This is a genomic window from Streptomyces sp. SPB074 (assembly GCF_000154905.1).
In the GTDB taxonomy this organism is placed as follows: Bacteria; Actinomycetota; Actinomycetes; order Streptomycetales; family Streptomycetaceae; genus Streptomyces.
The window spans coordinates 1,357,576-1,374,261 of record NZ_GG770539.1 but is presented as its reverse complement, the minus strand read 5'-3'; the positions used below and the strand labels follow the sequence as shown (position 1 = coordinate 1,374,261).

The following is a 16,686-nucleotide window of genomic DNA, read 5'->3' as shown; positions in this document are numbered from 1 at the left end:
GTACCGGCCCCTTCGCGCGACGTACGGGACGTGGCGCGCGGTCCTGCCCGGGGGCGGCGGCAGGGGGAGCCGCCGCCGCTCAGGCGTGCTGGACCGGGCGGGACGGCGACGGGTCGGCGGCCTGCACGGCGTCGAAGTCGACTCCGTGCTCGACGGCGAGGCGTCGCAGGTCGTCCAGATCCGATTCCTCCACGTCCACCAGGAAGTCGTCGCCGCTGCGACGCGCCTGGTCGAGGTCGGACTTGGTGTTCCTTATGCGCTGGAGCAGCGCGGCGGTGAAAGCGTCCATGGTGCGCCCCCTCGTCATGGTCGTGGGTCGGCGGCACGGGGTGTGCCAGACAGGGGCGGTCAGCCGGTGCCGCTCGGCTCAAAGCGGAGCGGCACGCCGTGAGGGCGTGCCGCGGACCGGACGTGATCGCGGGGTGTCCTGGGGTCATCCCCAGCCCACCGCCCCCGGAAACCTCCCCGTTCGCCACTCGCGCGAATTCGTGGACGGATACATGGTTTTCCCCTCGCGGTCGCGCCGGGTTTCCGCCGCGTACGTACCGTGATCACACGCCGCCCGCCCGTCCCCCTCCGCCCGCGCTCCCGCCTCCCGCCCCGGTCGCGCCCCGGTCCCGCCCCCCATCGCGCCCCGTCGTCCCCTCCGGCCGCGCACGGCCAGTGATAAGGCGTGGCTAAGGGCTTACCGCCGGTTTATGGCCGAAAGGGGCAGGATGGAGGCTCCACAACTGTCGTCGCGCGCCCCGCCACCCGCCCAGTACCGGGCCGGGCGGGCGCGCCGCGCCCCCGTGCCGGGGGCGCCCACGGAAAGGACCAGCCACGTGCGCGTACTCGTCGTCGAGGACGAGCAGTTGCTCGCCGATGCGGTGGCCACCGGACTGCGCCGGGAGGCCATGGCGGTCGACGTCGTGTACGACGGAGCCGCGGCGCTGGAGCGCGTCGAGGTCAACGACTACGACGTCCTCGTGCTCGACCGCGACCTCCCCCTCGTCCACGGCGACGACGTCTGCCGCCGGGTCGTGGAGCTGGGCCTGCCCACGCGGGTCCTCATGCTCACCGCCTCGGGCGACGTCAGCGACCGCGTCGAGGGCCTGGAGCTGGGCGCCGACGACTACCTCCCCAAGCCCTTCGCCTTCAGCGAGCTGATCGCCCGTGTCCGCGCCCTCGGCAGGCGCACCAGCGTGCCGCTGCCGCCGGTCCTGGAACGGGCCGGGATCAAGCTCGATCCCAACCGCAGGGAGATCTTCCGCGACGGCAGGGAGATCCAGCTCGCCCCGAAGGAGTTCGCCGTCCTCGAAGTGCTCATGCGCAGCGAGGGCGCGGTCGTCTCGGCCGAGCAGCTCCTGGAGAAGGCGTGGGACGAGAACACCGACCCCTTCACCAACGTCGTCCGGGTCACGGTCATGACCTTGCGCCGCAAGCTCGGTGAGCCCGCCGTCATCGTCACCGTCCCCGGCTCCGGCTACCGGATCTGAGTCCCCCATGGCCCCGTCCCCCTCCCGGCAGGGCGCTGCCCGCGCGCCCCGGCCCCCCGGCCGCCCGCCCGTCCCGCCCAAGCCCGCGCGCCCCCCGTTCATCGCGGCCGAGCCCCCGTTCCCCTGGCTGCGCCCGACCATCCGGATAAGGCTCACCCTGCTCTACGGCGGGATGTTCCTCATCGCGGGCATCCTGCTCCTCTCGATCATCTACCTGCTCGCTGTGCAGGCGGTCGGTGTCGGGCAGAAGCTGCCCTTCCAGATCTCCAGCGGCGCGGTGCGCCTCTCCAGCGACACCTGCCCGCAGCTCAGGGACATGTCCGGCGTCGTCCACACCCAGGCCGAGTTCCAGGACGCGCTCAACGCCTGCGTGAGCCAGCAGCGTCAGCAGGCCCTGGACCACCTGCTCTCGCGCTCGCTGCTCGCCCTCCTCGGGCTCAGCGTCATCGCCTTCGCCTTCGGCTACGCGATGGCGGGCCGCGTCCTGTCCCCGCTGGGACGGATCACCAGGACGGCGCGCCAGGTGGCCGGTTCCGACCTGACCCGGCGGATCAAGCTCGACGGCCCCGACGACGAGCTGAAAGAACTCGCCGACACCTTTGACGAGATGCTGGAGCGCCTGGAGCGGGCCTTCACGGCGCAGCAGCGCTTCGTCGCCAATGCCTCGCACGAGTTGCGCACGCCGCTCGCGATCAACCGCACCCTCCTGGAGGTCCAGCTCTCCGACCCGGGGGCGCCTCCCGAGCTCCAGCAACTGGGCAAGACCCTGCTGGCGACGAACGAACGCAGCGAACAGCTCGTCGAGGGCCTGCTGCTGCTCGCCCGCAGCGACAACCAGCTGGTCGAGCGCGGGCCGGTCGATCTCGCCGAGGTCGCGGGCCGCGCCATCGACCAGGCGCGCGGTGAGGCGGCGGCGCGGGACGTGGAGATCCGGGGGACGCGCGCGCCCGCCGTCGTGGACGGCAACGGCGTGCTCCTGGAGCGCGTCGCCCTCAACCTCGTGCAGAACGCGATCCGCTACAACGTGCCGCCGACCGGTCCCGCCGGCGAGGACGGGGAGGCGGCCCGGGAACGCGGCTGGGTCGAGGTGACCACCGAGGCCCAGCACGGGCAGGCGGTGCTCGTCGTGAGCAACACGGGCCCGGTCGTGCCCGCGTACGAGATCGAGAACATCTTCGAGCCCTTCCGCCGCCTGCGCACCGAACGCACGGGCAGTGACAAGGGCGCGGGCCTCGGCTTGTCGATCGTGCGCTCCGTCGTCCGCGCGCACGGCGCCCGCATCCACGCCGAGCCGAGGGAGGGCGGCGGGCTCGTGATGCGAGTCACACTCCCGCTGTGAGCGGAACGTGCCCGGTGGATTGCGATACGTGTTCGCCGGTTCGCCCGACACGGGCGGTGGGCCGTCGTGTCCCGGGTATCTTGTTCGCTTTGGGAGGAATTTTCGGGACCCGCGTCCGCACGTGACCTGTGTGATCGATCACAAGAGCGGGTTTTCAGACATTCACAGTGGGTGACGTCCGAGCCCCCCGAAAAGCCCGGAAAATCGGGGTTTTCATGGGGGTCGATCACGGGAAGTACACGGGGAGATCCGTGCCCGGTGCGACTGTCCGACCGGTTACGGTGCGCACCAGCACTTCCCTGTGCCCCTGGTCAAGGGGGCACAAGAAGTGTCGATTGAGTAACAGACCTTGATGTGAGGCAAAATCTCCGCCTCGGGTCGGGCACAAGTCCGGCCTCTCACGCGTTACGAGCGCTGAGACACCGCACAGAACCCAGAGGGGGAGAGCGACATGGCTACGGATTACGACACTCCACGCAAGACCGACGACGACCTCAACGAGGACAGCCTCGAAGAGCTCAAGGCCCGGCGCAACGACAAGACCACCTCGACCGTCGACGTGGACGAGTTCGAGGAGGCGGCCGGGATGGAGCTCCCCGGGGCCGACCTCTCCAACGAGGAGCTGGCGGTCCGCGTCCTGCCCAAGCAGCAGGACGAGTTCACCTGCATGAGCTGCTTCCTGGTGCACCACAGGAGCCAGCTCGCGCGGGAGAAGAACGGGCAGCCGATCTGCCGCGACTGCGACTGAGGGCGGGGCGGCCGTGACCGGCTCGACCCCTCCCTGGAAGCGGCGGCGCCCCGCGTCGCCGGACGGTCAGGAGCGGCGTGCACGCGCGAACGAGCGGGGCCCCGCGGCCTCGCTCGAAAAGCGGGACGCGCAGGACGCCGCTGCGGCCCTTCTCCCGGCTCAGCAGCCCCCCGCGGGGGCCGAGGAGCCGGGCACCGCCCCCGGGCGGGACACGGCGGCCGCACGGGGCGAGAGGCCCCCGCGCGGCGGCAGGCTCACCGCTCTGCGCTCCGGCGTGGGGCAGGGGCTCCGGCGCGGGCGCGACGCGTCCCGCGCGGCGGTCGGCTTCCTCGCCGACCGCATCATCGAGACCGCGCCCCGCGTACCGGTGCGCGACCTCGCCACGCTCCGCCGCCAGTTCCCGGGCCTCGGCCCGGAGGAACTGGCCGACAGACTCGTCACCGGCGCGGCCCGTTCGGCCTCCGCCGTCGGCGCCTCGATCGGCGCCGCCGCGATGATGCCGGTGCCGCCCGCGCTCCCGGCCGAACTCGCCGCCGAGATCACCGCCGTGGCCGCGATCGAGCTCAAGCTCGTCGCCGAACTCCACGAGATCTACGGCCACCGGCCGCCGGGCACGCTCGGCCAGCGCAGCTCCGCCTACCTCACCGCCTGGACCCAGGAACGCGGCCTCGACCTGAGCAAGCCGCTCGCGCTCACCGCCGGCGGGCTCAGCGGGCAGGCGGCGCGCGAACTGCGCCAGCAGATCATGAAACGCACGATCCGCAACCTGCCCAACCTCGTGCCGTTCCTCGTCGGCGCCGCCGTGGGCGCGTACATGAACCGCAGGGACACGCGCCGGCTCGCCGAGCACATCCGCGACGACCTGCGGGGACGGGCGATCCCGTGGGAGCGCCTGGAGGGACTGCCCGCGCTGGAGGCGCCCGAGGAGCCGTACCCCGGACTGCCGGGTCCCCGCGGCGACGGCCCCGGGCCCACGTGAGGCCGGGAAAGCCCCCGCATCTTCGTCAAGCCCCCGTCAAGCCCGCGGCCGGCCCGGCCGCCGGGCCTCAGACGGTCGGGCTCGTCTCCCGCGCCGCCTCGATCGCGTCCAGGAGCCGCCGCGGCTCGCGCGTGGAGAGGTAGAGGTACGGGGTCGGGTCGGCCGGGTCGGTGACCGGGACCCGTACCGCCGTCGGGATGTAGGCGCGCAGCAGCATGAACGCGCGCGGGTCCGCCTTGTGCAGCCGCCACTCACGGGCCGCCTCGCGGTCCAGGATCTCGCCCTCGCCCAGCGCGGTCACCGGCAGCTTCGCCCCCTCGGCGACGAGCGAGCCGCCCACGACGCGGATGCGCACCGAGCCGTACGCGCTCGTGATCACCGCCGAGACGGCGGCCCCCGCGACGAGCGCGGCCAGCAGGGGCAGGGTCCCGAACGGCAGCGCCACGAGGGCGCAGACGATCCCGACCAGGACACAGACCGCCCACCAGGACCGGGGCGCCGTCAGACGTTCTTCGTAAGGCTGCATGAGGGCAAGCTTGGCACGACGGCCTGTGCCCTCCCGCCGCGCGGGTAGGGTCGGGCGCCGGACACCCGGCGTGCGCATCCCGTACCCGTCCGTGCCGCCGGACGGAAAGCCGCCGGACAGAGAGTCACCGGAGTGAACAGTGAACCCTGAGCCCCTGACCGTGCCGCTGCGCCGGCTCGATCCCGACGTGCCGCTCCCCGCCTACGGGCACCCCGGTGACGCGGGCGCCGACCTCGTCACGACCGAGGCCGCCGTGCTCGCCCCGGGCGAGCGCGCCGTCCTGCCGACCGGCGTCGCGCTCGCGCTCCCCGAGGGGTACGCGGCCTTCGTGCATCCCCGTTCGGGGCTCGCCGCCCGGTGCGGAGTGGCACTCGTGAATGCCCCCGGGACGGTGGATGCCGGGTACCGTGGGGAGATCAAGGTGATCGTGGTGAACCTCGATCCGCGCGAGCCCGTACGGTTCGAGCGCTTCGACCGGATCGCCCAGCTGGTGATCCAGCGCGTCGAGCGGGCCGCCTTCCTGGAGGTCGGCGAACTCCCCGGCTCGGCGCGGGCGGCGGGCGGTTTCGGGTCCACGGGCGGACATGCGGCCGTGGGCGACGGCACAGGTGGAAACGGTTACGCTTCGGTCGTATCCGACCGGGAAGGACAGTGACGTGTTCGGACGTCGCAAGAACAGCGGTGCCGCGGAAGACGCGGAGAGCGAGACCGAGCAGGTCGCGGACGGGCGGAGTGCCGACGAGGGTGCCGCGAGCGGCGCCGGGCGGCGCGGTCTTCCGCCCGCCCCCCGGCCCGACGGGCCCTGGGACATCTCCGAGCTGCACGAGCCCGGTGAGGGGCGCGTCGACCTCGGTGGCCTCTTCGTGCCCGGTGTCGAGGGCATGGAGCTGCGGGTGGAGGTCGCCGGTGACGCGATCGTCGCCGCCACCGTCGTCCTCGGCGACAGCGCGGTGCAGCTCCAGGGCTTCGCCGCGCCCAAGAACGAGGGCATCTGGGGCGAGGTGCGCGAGGAGATCGCGAGCGGCATCACCCGCCAGGGCGGCCTGATCGACGAGATCGAGGGCCCGCTCGGCTGGGAACTGCGCGCCCAGGTCCCGATCCAGCTCCCGGACGGCAAGAGCGGCCAGCAGGTCGTGCGCTTCGTCGGCGTGGACGGCCCGCGCTGGTTCCTGCGCGGGGTCATCTCCGGCCAGGGCGCGGTGCAGCCGCAGGCCGCCGGGGTCCTGGAGCAGATCGTGCGCGACACGGTGGTGGTACGCGGCGAGGGCCCGATGGCCCCCCGCGACCCGATCGTGCTCAAGCTTCCCGAGGACGCCCAGATGGTGCCCGAGGGGGTCCAGCAGGACCGCCAGGGCTCAGGGTCGCGCTTCGGCGGCGACATGGGCCAGCTCGCCCGGGGCCCGGAGATCACCGAGATCCGCTGAGCGCCCGGCGCTCCGCGCGCCGCGTACGGCCGAAGGGGCCGCACTCCCGTCACGGGGGGTGCGGCCCCTTCGCCGTGTCCGCGTCCCGCCCCGACCGATGGAAGTCCCATGGGGACATATGTCCCAACGGGACAAAACGAGGAGTACGGTGGAGCACATGAAGGCCGAGGAGACGCGGCGGACGCAGCCGCCCGCACCCGTGGACCGCAGGCGCCGCAAGGCCCTGCGGACCAGGGAGGCGCTGGCCCGCGCGGCGATGGAACTGGTCCTCGAAGAGGGGCTCGACTCCGTCACCGTCGAGGCGGTCGCCGAGCGCGCGGACGTCACCAGGCGCACGTTCAGCCGGTACTTCGCCGGCAAGGAGGAGGCCGCGCTCGACTTCGCGCGCGCCGACACCGAGCGCATCAACGCGGCGCTGCGGGCCCGCCCGGCCCACGAACCGCCGCTGCCCGCCTACCGCGCGGCCGTCGCCGACTGGCTCGCCGACCCGGCGTACGCCTGGCAGGACACCCCCGGATACGCGGGGATCTTCGCCCTCGTGGACAGCGAACCCACCATGTTCGCCGCCTTCGAGCGGGTCCGCGTCGCGGCCCAGGCCGAGTCGGTGCGCATCCTCGCGGAGCGGCTGGGCGTCGACCCCGGGCGCGATCCGCGCCCGGCGGCCGTCGTCGGCGCCGCGGCGGGCGTCCTGCTCGCCGCCCTCCGGCTCTGGATCCGCGGCGGCCACGAAGCGGGCGAGGACCTACCGGCCCTCGTCGACCGTGTCTACGCGACCCTCGTCACCGAGGCGGGCCGTACTCCGGCCACGCCGCAGCACCGCACGGAAAGCGACACCCCATGAGCACCAACGACACCCGCACCACCCCCGTGGACAGCACCGAGTTCGCGGGGAGGACCGCCTTCGTCACCGGCGCCGCCTCCGGCATCGGCCTCGCCACCGCCCGCCGCCTCGGCCGCGGCGGCGCCAAGGTCGTCGTCGCCGACTACGACAAGGACGGCGCCGAGGCGGCCGTCGCGACGCTCACCTCCGAGGGCATCGAGGCGGCCGCCGTCACCGTGGACGTCACCGACGCCGCCTCCGTCGAGGCGGCCGTCGACTTCGCGGTCACGACCTTCGGCGGCCTCGACCTGCCGTCAACAACGCGGGCATCACCGGCGAGAGCGCCCCGACCGGCGCGTACTCCACCGAGAACTGGGACCGCGTCATCGCGACCAATCTCAGCGGCGTCTTCTACGGGATGCGGTACCAGATACCCGTCATGGCCGCCGCCGGCAAGGGCGCCATCGTCAACACGGCGTCCATCCTCGGCTCCGTCGGCTTCCCGAACGCCGTCGCCTACTCCACCGCGAAGCACGGCGTCGTCGGCCTCACCAAGACCGCGGCCATGGAGTACGCGACGCAGGGCATCCGCGTCAACGCGGTGGGCCCCGGCTTCATCGAGACGCCGCTCCTCAAGGACATGGACAAGGCCGCCCACGACGGCCTCGTCTCCCTCCACCCGGCGGGCCGCCTCGGCACGGGCGAGGAGGTCGCCGAGGTCATCGCCTTCCTCCTCTCCGACCGCGCCTCCTTCGTCATGGGCAGCTACCACCTGGTGGACGGCGGCTACACGGCGCGCTGACGCGAGTGTGCGGGAGCGGGGTGCGGGTTGCGCGCCGGGGAGCCGCGCTCCCGGTCCCCCTTCCGGGGCTCGGGGCCGAGCCCCGTGACGGTGAGCCGCCGACCGGCGTCAGAGTCCCGTCAAGGTCGGGCCCGCGATCCCGCCCGGGGCGACACCACCGACCGTCACCACGGACAATGCGCGCATGGCCCGCGGCAAACTCCGTATCTACCTCGGCTCCGCCCCCGGCGTTGGCAAGACCTACGCGATGCTCGCCGAGGCCCACCGCCGCCGGGAGCGGGGCACCGACGTCGTCGTCGGCTACGTCGAGCACCACACCCGCCCCCGCACGGAGGTGCTGCTCACCGGGCTCGAAGAGCTGCCCCGCGCCCACCACACGCACCGTGACGCCGCGTTCACCGAGATGGACGTGGACGCGGTCCTGCGCCGCGCCCCCGCCGTCGTCCTCGTGGACGAACTCGCCCACACCAACGTCCCCGGCGCCCGCAACGCCAAGCGCTGGCAGGACGTCGAGGAACTGCTCGCGGCCGGCATCGACGTCGTCTCCACCGTCAACATCCAGCACCTCGAATCGCTCGGCGACGTGGTCGAGTCGATCACCGGCGTCACCCAGCGCGAGACCGTCCCCGACGAGGTCGTGCGCCGCGCGGACCAGATCGAGCTGGTCGACATGTCGCCCCAGGCACTGCGCCGCCGCCTCGCGCACGGCAACGTCTACGCGCCCGACAAGGTCGACGCGGCCCTCGCCAACTACTTCCGCCCCGGCAACCTCACCGCGCTGCGTGAACTCGCCCTCCTGTGGACCGCCGACCGCGTGGACGAGTACCTCCAGCAGTACCGGGGCGAGCACAACATCGAGTCGACCTGGCAGGCCCGCGAACGCATCGTCGTCGGCATCACCGGCGGCCCCGAGGGCCGCACCCTCATCCGCCGCGCCGCGCGCATGGCCGCCAAGGGCTCCGGCAGCGAGATCCTCGCCGTCTACATCGCCCGCAGCGACGGCCTCACCGCCGCGAGCCCCAAGGAACTCGCCGTCCAGCGCACCCTGGTCGAAGACCTCGGCGGCACCTTCCACCACGTCATAGGCGACGACATACCGGCCGCGCTGCTCGACTTCGCGAAGGGCGTCAACGCCACCCAGATCGTCCTCGGCTCCTCCCGCCGCCGCAGCTGGCAGTACGCCCTCGGGCCGGGCGTCGGCATGACGGTCGCCCGTGAGTCCGGTCCCGACCTGGACGTGCACATCGTCACGCACGAGGCGGCGGCGAAGGGGCGCGGCCTGCCCGTCGCCCGCGGCGCCCGCCTCGGCCGCTCGCGCCTCCTCACCGGCTGGCTCGTCGGCGTCGGCGGGCCCGTCCTGCTCGCCCTCGTCCTGCGTTCGCTGGACGAGGGGCCCGGCCTCGCCAACGACGTCCTGCTCTTCCTCTTCCTGACCGTGGGCGCCGCCCTCCTCGGCGGACTCGTCCCCGCGCTCGCCTCGGCGGCCGTCGGCTCGATCCTGCTGAACTTCTGGTTCACGCCCCCGACGCACACGTTCACGATCAGTGATCCTTCGAACATCGTCGCGATCGTCATCTTCTTCGCCGTCGCCGTCGCGGTCGCCTCCGTCGTGGACCTCGCGGCCCGCCGCACCCACCAGGCGGCCCGGCTGCGCGCCGAGTCGGAGGTCCTCTCCTTCCTCGCCGGGGACGTGCTGCGCGGCGAGACGACGCTCGACGCGCTCCTCGACCGCGTCCGCGAGACCTTCGCGATGCACTCCGTGGCCCTGCTGGAGCGCGAGGGCGACCGCGAGCCGTGGACCCCGGCGGGGAGCGTCGGCCCCGAGCCGGCCGCGCGCCCCGAGGACGCCGACGTGGACATGCCCGTCGGCGACCACATGGCGCTCGCCCTCTCGGGGCGCGTCCTGCCCGCCGCCGACCGCCGCGTCCTCGCCGCCTTCGCCGCGCAGTCGGCCGTCGTCCTGGACCGCGAGCGCCTCCAGCGGCAGGCCCGCCAGGCCCGTACGCTCGCCGAGGGCAACCGCATCCGCACCGCGCTGCTCGCCGCCGTCAGCCACGACCTGCGCACGCCGCTCGCCGCGATCAAGGCGGCGGTGACCTCGCTGCGCGCCGAGGACGTCGCGTGGTCCGAGGAGGACCGCGACGCGCTCCAGGAGGCCATCGAGAACGGCGCCGACCGGCTCGACCACCTCGTCGGCAACCTCCTCGACATGTCCCGCCTCCAGACCGGCACCGTGGCCCCGCTCATCCGCGAGATCGACCTGGACGAGGTCGTGCCGATGGCCCTCGCCGGCCTCCCGCCCGAGGCGCCGGTCGATCTCGACGTGCCCGAGACGCTGCCGATGGTCGCCGTGGACGCCGGGCTCCTGGAACGGGCGGTCGGCAACGTCGTGGAGAACGCCGTCAAGTACAGCCCGCCCCGCACCCCCGTCCTCGTCGCCGCGAGCACTCTCGGCGACCGCGTCGAACTGCGGGTGGTCGACCGGGGCCCCGGCGTCCCGGACGAGGCGAAGGAGCGCATCTTCGAGCCCTTCCAGCGCCACGGCGACGCCCCGCGCGGCTCCGGCGTGGGCCTCGGCCTCGCCGTCGCCCGCGGCTTCACCGAGGCGCTCGGCGGCACCCTCTCCGCCGAGGACACCCCCGGCGGCGGCCTCACGATGGTCCTCACGCTGCCGGTGGCATGCCGCCGCCCGAAGGAGGACGCCCCGGGGGACGGGGGCCCCGCACCGCCCGAAGAGCCCCCCGCACCCCAGTCCCCCTCTCCCCCTCCCTCCCCCTTCCCAGGAAAGGCGGCTCGTTCATGACCCGCGTGCTGGTGGTGGACGACGAGCCACAGATCGTCCGCGCGCTCGTGATCAACCTCAGGGCCCGCCACTACGAGGTGGACGCCGCCGCCGACGGCGCCGCGGCCCTCCAGCTCGCCGCCGCGCGCCACCCCGACGTCGTCGTGCTCGACCTCGGGCTGCCCGACATGGACGGCGTGGAGGTGATCCGCGGGCTGCGTGGCTGGACGCGCGTCCCCATCCTCGTGCTCTCCGCGCGGCACAGCTCCGACGAGAAGGTCGAGGCGCTCGACGCGGGCGCCGACGACTACGTCACCAAGCCCTTCGGCATGGACGAACTGCTCGCCCGCCTCCGTGCCGCCGTGCGCCGCGCGGAGCCCGCCGGGGGAGAGGGCGAGATCGTCGTGGAGACGGAGGACTTCCACGTGGACCTCGCCGCGAAGAAGGTGCGGCGCGAGGGCCGCGACATCCGTCTCACCCCCACCGAGTGGCACCTCCTGGAGGTCCTGGTGCGCAACGCGGGGCGCCTGGTGGGGCAGAAACAGCTGCTCCAGGAGGTCTGGGGCCCCTCGTACGGGACCGAGACGAACTACCTCCGCGTGTACATGGCACAGTTGCGGAGGAAACTGGAGAAGGACCCCGCCCATCCCCGGCATTTCCTCACCGAGCCGGGCATGGGGTACCGGTTCGAGAAGTGACCGCGGGGCAGAAGAGCGAGCATGGGGGAAACCCCTCCCCCCGTCCCCGATAGGGTGCCCATCATGAGCGGAACTCCCAGGCCGGGCAGGCCGGAGAAGGCGGAGCGGCCGGCCGGCCGGCTGCGCCGGATGCTGGACCGTCTCTCCACGCCGCAGGAGGAACTGGAGTCCGAAGAGCTCCAGGAGGACGCCCAGACGACCACGGGCTGCACCCGCATCGACGCGGCCGGCGACCGGCAGCTCGTCACCGTAACTGGTACCTTGCGCACGGTCACCCTGCGGCCGCGCGCTGGGGTCCCGGCCCTGGAGGCCGAACTCTTCGACGGCACGGCCCCGCTCGACGTCGTATGGCTCGGCAGGCGCTCCATCACGGGGATAGAGCCCGGGCGCAAGCTGATCGCCTCGGGACGGGTCTGCATGAACCACGGCCGCAGGGTGCTGTTCAATCCCAAGTACGAACTCAAGCCCCTCGGACGGGAGTGACCGGTGACGTCCCTCGACAAGCCGACCAGCCATCGGAAGCAGGACGGACCACCGGGCGGCACGCCCCAGGACGCCGCCGACCGCGCGGTGACCGAGGCCGCCCTGCTCGAAGCCTTCGGCGGCCTGCGCGGCATGATCGAAACGGTCGTCCCCGGGCTGCTGTTCGTCACGATCTTCACGATCAACAAGGACCTGAAGATCTCCGCCTTCTCGGCACTCGGCGTCTCGATCGTGCTCGGGCTGGCACGGCTCGTGCAGCGCGGCACCATCAAGCACGCCTTCTCGGGAGTCTTCGGCGTCGGCTTCGGCGTCCTCTTCGCGATGTTCACGGGCAACGCGAAGGACTTCTACCTGCCGGGCATGGTGTACACCTTCGGCCTGGCACTCGCCTACATCCTCACGACGCTCGCCGGTGTCCCGCTGATCGGCCTCATCCTGGGCCCGATCTTCAAGGAGAACCTCTCCTGGCGCACCCGCAACCCCGGCCGCAAGAAGGCGTACGCGCGCTCCAGCTGGGCGTGGGGCCTGATCCTGCTCCTGAAATGCGCGATCCTCTTCCCGCTCTACTGGTGGGGGGACACCACCTCCCTGGGCTGGGTCCTCGTCGCCCTCAAGATCCCCCCCTTCCTCCTCGCCGTCTGGCTCACCTGGATCTTCCTCGCGAAGGCCCCGCCACCGATCGACGTCTTCGCGGAGATGGAGGCGGCCGAGGAGGCAGAACGCGCCGGCAAGTCGGGCCCCTCCGACGACTGACGGGCCCATATTCCAGCCCCTCCGGCGTTTGAGGAGCGGGGCCCGGGGCGGAGCCCCGAATCCGGGGCCCGGGGGGCAGCCCCCGGCCCCCGCCCCGGACCGGCGGCCTACTCCTCCCGGCCCACCCCATCCCCCCGCCCCGAAAGCAACGTTTCGAGCTGCTCCTCCCGCGACTGCGCCGCCACGAACAGCAACTCGTCCCCCGCCTCCAAGTGGTCCTCCACGGTCGGCGCCAGCACCCGCGTCCCCCGGATGATCGTCACGAGCGACGTGTCCTCGGGCCACCGCACCTCCCCGACCCGCGTCCCCGCCAGCTCCGACTCCGGCGGCAGGGTCAGCTCCACGAGGTTCGCGTCCCCGTGGCTGAAACGCAGCAGCCGGACGAGATCGCCGACGCTCACCGCCTCCTCGACCAGCGCCGACATCAGGCGCGGCGTCGAGACGGCGACGTCCACGCCCCAGGACTCGTTGAAGAGCCACTCGTTCTTCGGGTTGTTGACACGCGCGACCACGCGCGGCACCGCGTACTCCGTCTTGGCGAGCAGCGAGACCACGAGGTTGACCTTGTCGTCACCCGTCGCGGCGATCACGACGTTGCAGCGCTGGAGCGCCGCCTCGTCCAGCGAGGTGATCTCGCAGGCGTCCGCGAGCAGCCACTCCGCGCGCGGCACCCGCTCCACCGAGATCGCGGTGGGCGTCTTGTCGATGAGCAGGACCTCGTGCCCGTTCTCCAGGAGTTCCCCGGCGATCGAACGGCCCACGGCCCCGGCCCCGGCGATGGCGATCCTCATCACTGACCGCCTTCCTGCGGGCCCTCGGCGAAGGCCGCCTCGACCCGCGCCACGTCGTCGCTGCGCATCATCACGTGCACGAGGTCCCCGTCCTGCACCACCGTCTGCGAGGTCGGCAGCATCGCCTCACCCAGCCGCGTGAGGAACGCGACCCGCACCCCGGTCTCCTCCTGGAGCCGGCTCACCTTCTGCCCGACCCACGCCTCCGTCGCGTAGACCTCGGCGAGCTCGACGGCGCCCGTCGGGTCGCGCCACAGGGGCTCCGCGCCCGAGGGCAGCAGGCGCCGCAGCATCTGGTCGGCCGTCCACCGCACCGTCGCGACGGTCGGGATGCCGAGCCGCTGGTAGACCTCGGCGCGGCGCGGGTCGTAGATGCGGGCGGCGACGTGCTCGATGCCGAACATCTCGCGGGCGACACGCGCCGCGATGATGTTCGAGTTGTCGCCGCTGCTCACGGCGGCGAAGGCGCCCGCCTCCTCGATTCCGGCCTCGCGAAGGGTGTCCTGGTCGAAGCCGATGCCGGTCACCCGCCGCCCGCCGAACCCTGAGCCGAGACGGCGGAAGGCGGTGGGGTCGCGGTCGATGACGGCGACCGTGTGCCCCTGCTGCTCCAAGGTCTGCGCGAGAGCGGAACCCACTCTCCCGCAGCCCATAATGACGATGTGCACGACCGTCCTTCCGGCTGAATCGACTCGGGCGGCCCTTCGCCTGCGGGCCGGGTCCGGAGAGCCCTCCCGCCGTGCGGACGGGCCGGCCCGCGATGTCCGGACAAGGGGCCAAGCTACACACGTCCCACGGCCGGTACGCATCCGCCCGCCCACCGGACCGTGTCGCGTCAAGGCCGCGTCAAAGTTCGCGCGGAAGCGTTAGGACTTCGCAAGGACGGGGGTGGGAGGTGAGTGCGCGCCTGTTCGAGCCCTTAGGATCGCCGCCGTGTCCAAATTGACCGACGTGCCCAAACGGCTCCTCATCGGGCGCGCACTGCGCAGTGACAGGCTCGGCGAGACCCTGCTGCCCAAGCGCATCGCTCTCCCCGTCTTCGCCTCCGATCCGCTCTCCTCCGTGGCGTACGCGCCCGGCGAGGTGCTGCTGGTGCTCTCGGTGGCGGGCGTGTCGGCCTACCACTTCAGCCCCTGGATCGCGGCGGCCGTCGTCGTCCTCATGTTCACGGTGGTCGCCTCCTACCGCCAGAACGTCCACGCGTACCCGAGCGGCGGCGGCGACTACGAGGTCGCCACCACCAACCTCGGCCCGCGCGCCGGGCTCACCGTGGCGAGCGCCCTGCTCGTGGACTACGTGATGACCGTCGCGGTCTCCGTCTCCTCCGGCGTCGAGAACCTCGGCTCCGCGATCCCCTTCGTCGTCCAGCACAAGGTGCTGTGCGCGCTCGTCGTCGTCTTCCTCCTCACTGTCATGAACCTGCGAGGCGTCCGCGAGTCCGGCAAACTCTTCGCGATCCCGACGTACGTCTTCGTCGGCGGCGTCTTCCTCATGATCGTCTGGGGCATCGTCCGCGCCGTCTTCATGGGCCACGACCTCAGCGCGCCGACCGCCGACTACACCGTCAAGGCCGAGCACAAGGGCATCGCGGGCTTCGCCCTCGTCTTCCTCCTCCTGCGCGCCTTCTCCTCCGGCTGCGCCGCCCTCACCGGCGTCGAGGCGATCAGCAACGGCGTCCCCGCCTTCCGCAGGCCGAAGAGCAAGAACGCCGCCGCGACCCTCGCCCTCATGGGCCTGCTCGCCGTCACGATGTTCTGCGGGATCATCGGGCTCGCGATGGCCTCGCACGTACGGATGGCGGAGAACCCGGCCGCCGACCTCCTCCACCACGGCGTCCCCGTGGGCAGCGGCTTCGTCCAGGACCCGGTCATCACCCAGGTCGCCTCCGCCGTCTTCGGCAACGGCACCTTCTTCTTCGTCGTGCTCGCCGCCGCGACCGCCCTCGTCCTCTTCCTCGCGGCGAACACCGCGTACAACGGCTTCCCGCTGCTCGGCTCGATCCTCGCCCAGGACCGCTACCTGCCGCGCCAGCTCCACACCCGCGGCGACCGGCTCGCCTTCTCCAACGGCATCGTCCTGCTCGCCGGGGCCGCGGGCCTGCTCCTCGCCGTCTACGGCGCCGACTCGACGCGCCTGATCCAGCTCTACATCGTCGGCGTCTTCGTCTCCTTCACCCTGAGCCAGACCGGCATGGTGCGGCACTGGAACCGCCTCCTGGCCACCGAGCGCGACGAGAGCGCCCGCCACCGGATGCACCGCTCGCGCGCCATCAACGCCTTCGGCGCCGCGCTCACCGGCATCGTCCTCGTCGTCGTGCTCATCACGAAGTTCACGCACGGCGCCTGGGTCGCGGTCCTCGGCATGGTCATCTTCTACGGAGTGATGACGGCGATCCGCAAGCACTACGACCGCATCACCGAGGAGATCGCGCTGCCCCCGCCGGACACCGAGGACACCGCGGACGTCCTGCGCCCCTCGCGCGTGCACAGCGTCGTCCTCGTCTCGCGACTGGGCCGCCCGACGATACGAGCACTCTCCTACGCCCGCCTCATGCGCGCCGACTCCCTCGAAGCCCTCACGGTGGGCGTCGACCCGACCGAGACGAAGGCGCTGCGCGCCGAGTGGGAACAGCGCGGCATCGAGGTCCCCCTCAAGATCCTCGACTCGCCCTACCGCGAGGTCACGCGCCCCGTCATCGAGTACGTGAAGCGGCTCCGCAAGGAGAACCCGCGCGACGTCGTGAGCGTGATCATCCCCGAGTACGTCGTGGGGCACTGGTACGAGCACCTGCTCCACAACCAGAGCGCCCTGCGCCTCAAGGGCCGCCTGCTCTTCAGCCCCGGCGTCATGGTCACCTCCGTCCCGTACCAGCTCGAATCCTCGGAGGCCGCCAAGCGCCGCGTCCGCCGCCGCCAGAACTGGTCCGCGCCCGGCGCGGTGCGCCGCGGCCCGGTCGAGCGCAGGACGAAGGAGCCGGCCGGGACGGGGAGCGTCGGCGACGCGGGCGGCCTGGGCGGCGCGAGCGGCGGCCCGAGGGACTGAGCGGCGCCCCCGTCCGTACGC

The 16,686-nt window shown here is 72.6% G+C and carries 16 protein-coding genes and 1 pseudogene; 13 read left to right on the top strand and 4 right to left on the bottom strand.

Going from position 1 to position 16,686, the window contains the following annotated elements:
* Positions 1-79: 79 nt before the first annotated feature.
* A complete protein-coding gene (locus tag SSBG_RS05530) occupies positions 80-289 on the bottom strand; it encodes a hypothetical protein (RefSeq protein WP_037869017.1) in 210 nt (69 codons plus the stop codon).
* A gap of 535 nt (positions 290-824) precedes the next feature.
* On the opposite strand from SSBG_RS05530, the gene SSBG_RS05525 reads away from it, so the two are divergent.
* From SSBG_RS05525 to SSBG_RS05510, 4 genes are all read left to right on the top strand, one after another.
* On the top strand, positions 825-1,478 hold the full coding sequence (locus SSBG_RS05525) for a response regulator transcription factor (RefSeq protein WP_008745216.1): 654 nt from the start codon (positions 825-827) through the stop codon (positions 1,476-1,478).
* A 7-nt stretch (positions 1,479-1,485) separates the two neighbouring features.
* Positions 1,486-2,817, top strand: coding sequence for a HAMP domain-containing sensor histidine kinase (locus SSBG_RS05520; protein WP_008745215.1), 1,332 nt, complete (start codon positions 1,486-1,488; stop codon positions 2,815-2,817).
* A gap of 451 nt (positions 2,818-3,268) precedes the next feature.
* Positions 3,269-3,565 carry a DUF4193 domain-containing protein gene (locus SSBG_RS05515; RefSeq protein WP_007821276.1) on the top strand — a complete coding sequence of 99 codons (297 nt, stop codon included), beginning with the start codon at positions 3,269-3,271 and terminating at the stop codon, positions 3,563-3,565.
* A gap of 13 nt (positions 3,566-3,578) precedes the next feature.
* Entirely contained in the window at positions 3,579-4,544 is a 966-nt protein-coding gene (locus SSBG_RS05510) for a hypothetical protein (RefSeq protein ID WP_008745214.1), read from the top strand.
* Positions 4,545-4,611: 67 nt separating this feature from the next.
* Here the strand turns inward: SSBG_RS05510 and SSBG_RS05505 are convergent, their stop codons facing one another.
* Positions 4,612-5,070 (bottom strand): DUF3093 domain-containing protein, encoded by a 459-nt coding sequence (locus SSBG_RS05505; RefSeq protein WP_008745213.1) that lies wholly within the window; start codon positions 5,068-5,070, stop codon positions 4,612-4,614.
* A gap of 139 nt (positions 5,071-5,209) precedes the next feature.
* On the opposite strand from SSBG_RS05505, the gene dut reads away from it, so the two are divergent.
* From dut to SSBG_RS05465, 8 genes and pseudogenes are all read left to right on the top strand, one after another.
* The gene (gene dut / locus SSBG_RS05500; RefSeq protein ID WP_008745212.1) at positions 5,210-5,725 is read left to right on the top strand and encodes a dUTP diphosphatase; all 516 of its coding nucleotides are present in this window, start codon (positions 5,210-5,212) and stop codon (positions 5,723-5,725) included.
* Position 5,726: 1 nt separating this feature from the next.
* Positions 5,727-6,494: a DUF3710 domain-containing protein gene (locus SSBG_RS05495; RefSeq protein ID WP_008745211.1), complete on the top strand. Its 768-nt coding sequence runs from the start codon at positions 5,727-5,729 to the stop codon at positions 6,492-6,494.
* A 157-nt stretch (positions 6,495-6,651) separates the two neighbouring features.
* Positions 6,652-7,335: a TetR/AcrR family transcriptional regulator gene (locus SSBG_RS05490; RefSeq protein ID WP_037871143.1), complete on the top strand. Its 684-nt coding sequence runs from the start codon at positions 6,652-6,654 to the stop codon at positions 7,333-7,335.
* A pseudogene (locus SSBG_RS05485) lies at positions 7,332-8,116 on the top strand (SDR family NAD(P)-dependent oxidoreductase). Before SSBG_RS05490 ends, SSBG_RS05485 begins: the two are co-directional and overlap by 4 nt.
* A gap of 184 nt (positions 8,117-8,300) precedes the next feature.
* Positions 8,301-10,919 (top strand): sensor histidine kinase, encoded by a 2,619-nt coding sequence (locus SSBG_RS05480; RefSeq protein WP_008745208.1) that lies wholly within the window; start codon positions 8,301-8,303, stop codon positions 10,917-10,919.
* Positions 10,916-11,596 (top strand): response regulator, encoded by a 681-nt coding sequence (locus SSBG_RS05475; RefSeq protein WP_008745207.1) that lies wholly within the window; start codon positions 10,916-10,918, stop codon positions 11,594-11,596. The genes SSBG_RS05480 and SSBG_RS05475 overlap by 4 nt, the downstream gene beginning before the upstream one ends.
* Positions 11,597-11,659: 63 nt before the next feature.
* Complete coding sequence (locus tag SSBG_RS05470; RefSeq protein ID WP_199781340.1) at positions 11,660-12,079, top strand: OB-fold nucleic acid binding domain-containing protein; 420 nt, start codon at positions 11,660-11,662, stop codon at positions 12,077-12,079.
* Between the two features lie 3 nt (positions 12,080-12,082).
* The gene (locus tag SSBG_RS05465; RefSeq protein ID WP_008745205.1) at positions 12,083-12,832 is read left to right on the top strand and encodes a DUF3159 domain-containing protein; all 750 of its coding nucleotides are present in this window, start codon (positions 12,083-12,085) and stop codon (positions 12,830-12,832) included.
* A 107-nt stretch (positions 12,833-12,939) separates the two neighbouring features.
* Here SSBG_RS05465 and SSBG_RS05460 read toward each other — a convergent pair whose 3' ends face one another.
* Positions 12,940-13,623, bottom strand: coding sequence for a potassium channel family protein (locus SSBG_RS05460; protein WP_008745204.1), 684 nt, complete (start codon positions 13,621-13,623; stop codon positions 12,940-12,942).
* Positions 13,623-14,291: a potassium channel family protein gene (locus SSBG_RS05455; RefSeq protein WP_008745203.1), complete on the bottom strand. Its 669-nt coding sequence runs from the start codon at positions 14,289-14,291 to the stop codon at positions 13,623-13,625. Before SSBG_RS05455 ends, SSBG_RS05460 begins: the two co-directional genes overlap by 1 nt.
* Positions 14,292-14,556: 265 nt before the next feature.
* On the opposite strand from SSBG_RS05455, the gene SSBG_RS05450 reads away from it, so the two are divergent.
* Positions 14,557-16,665: an APC family permease gene (locus SSBG_RS05450; protein ID WP_008745202.1), complete on the top strand. Its 2,109-nt coding sequence runs from the start codon at positions 14,557-14,559 to the stop codon at positions 16,663-16,665.
* The last annotated feature ends 21 nt before the right edge of the window (positions 16,666-16,686 follow it).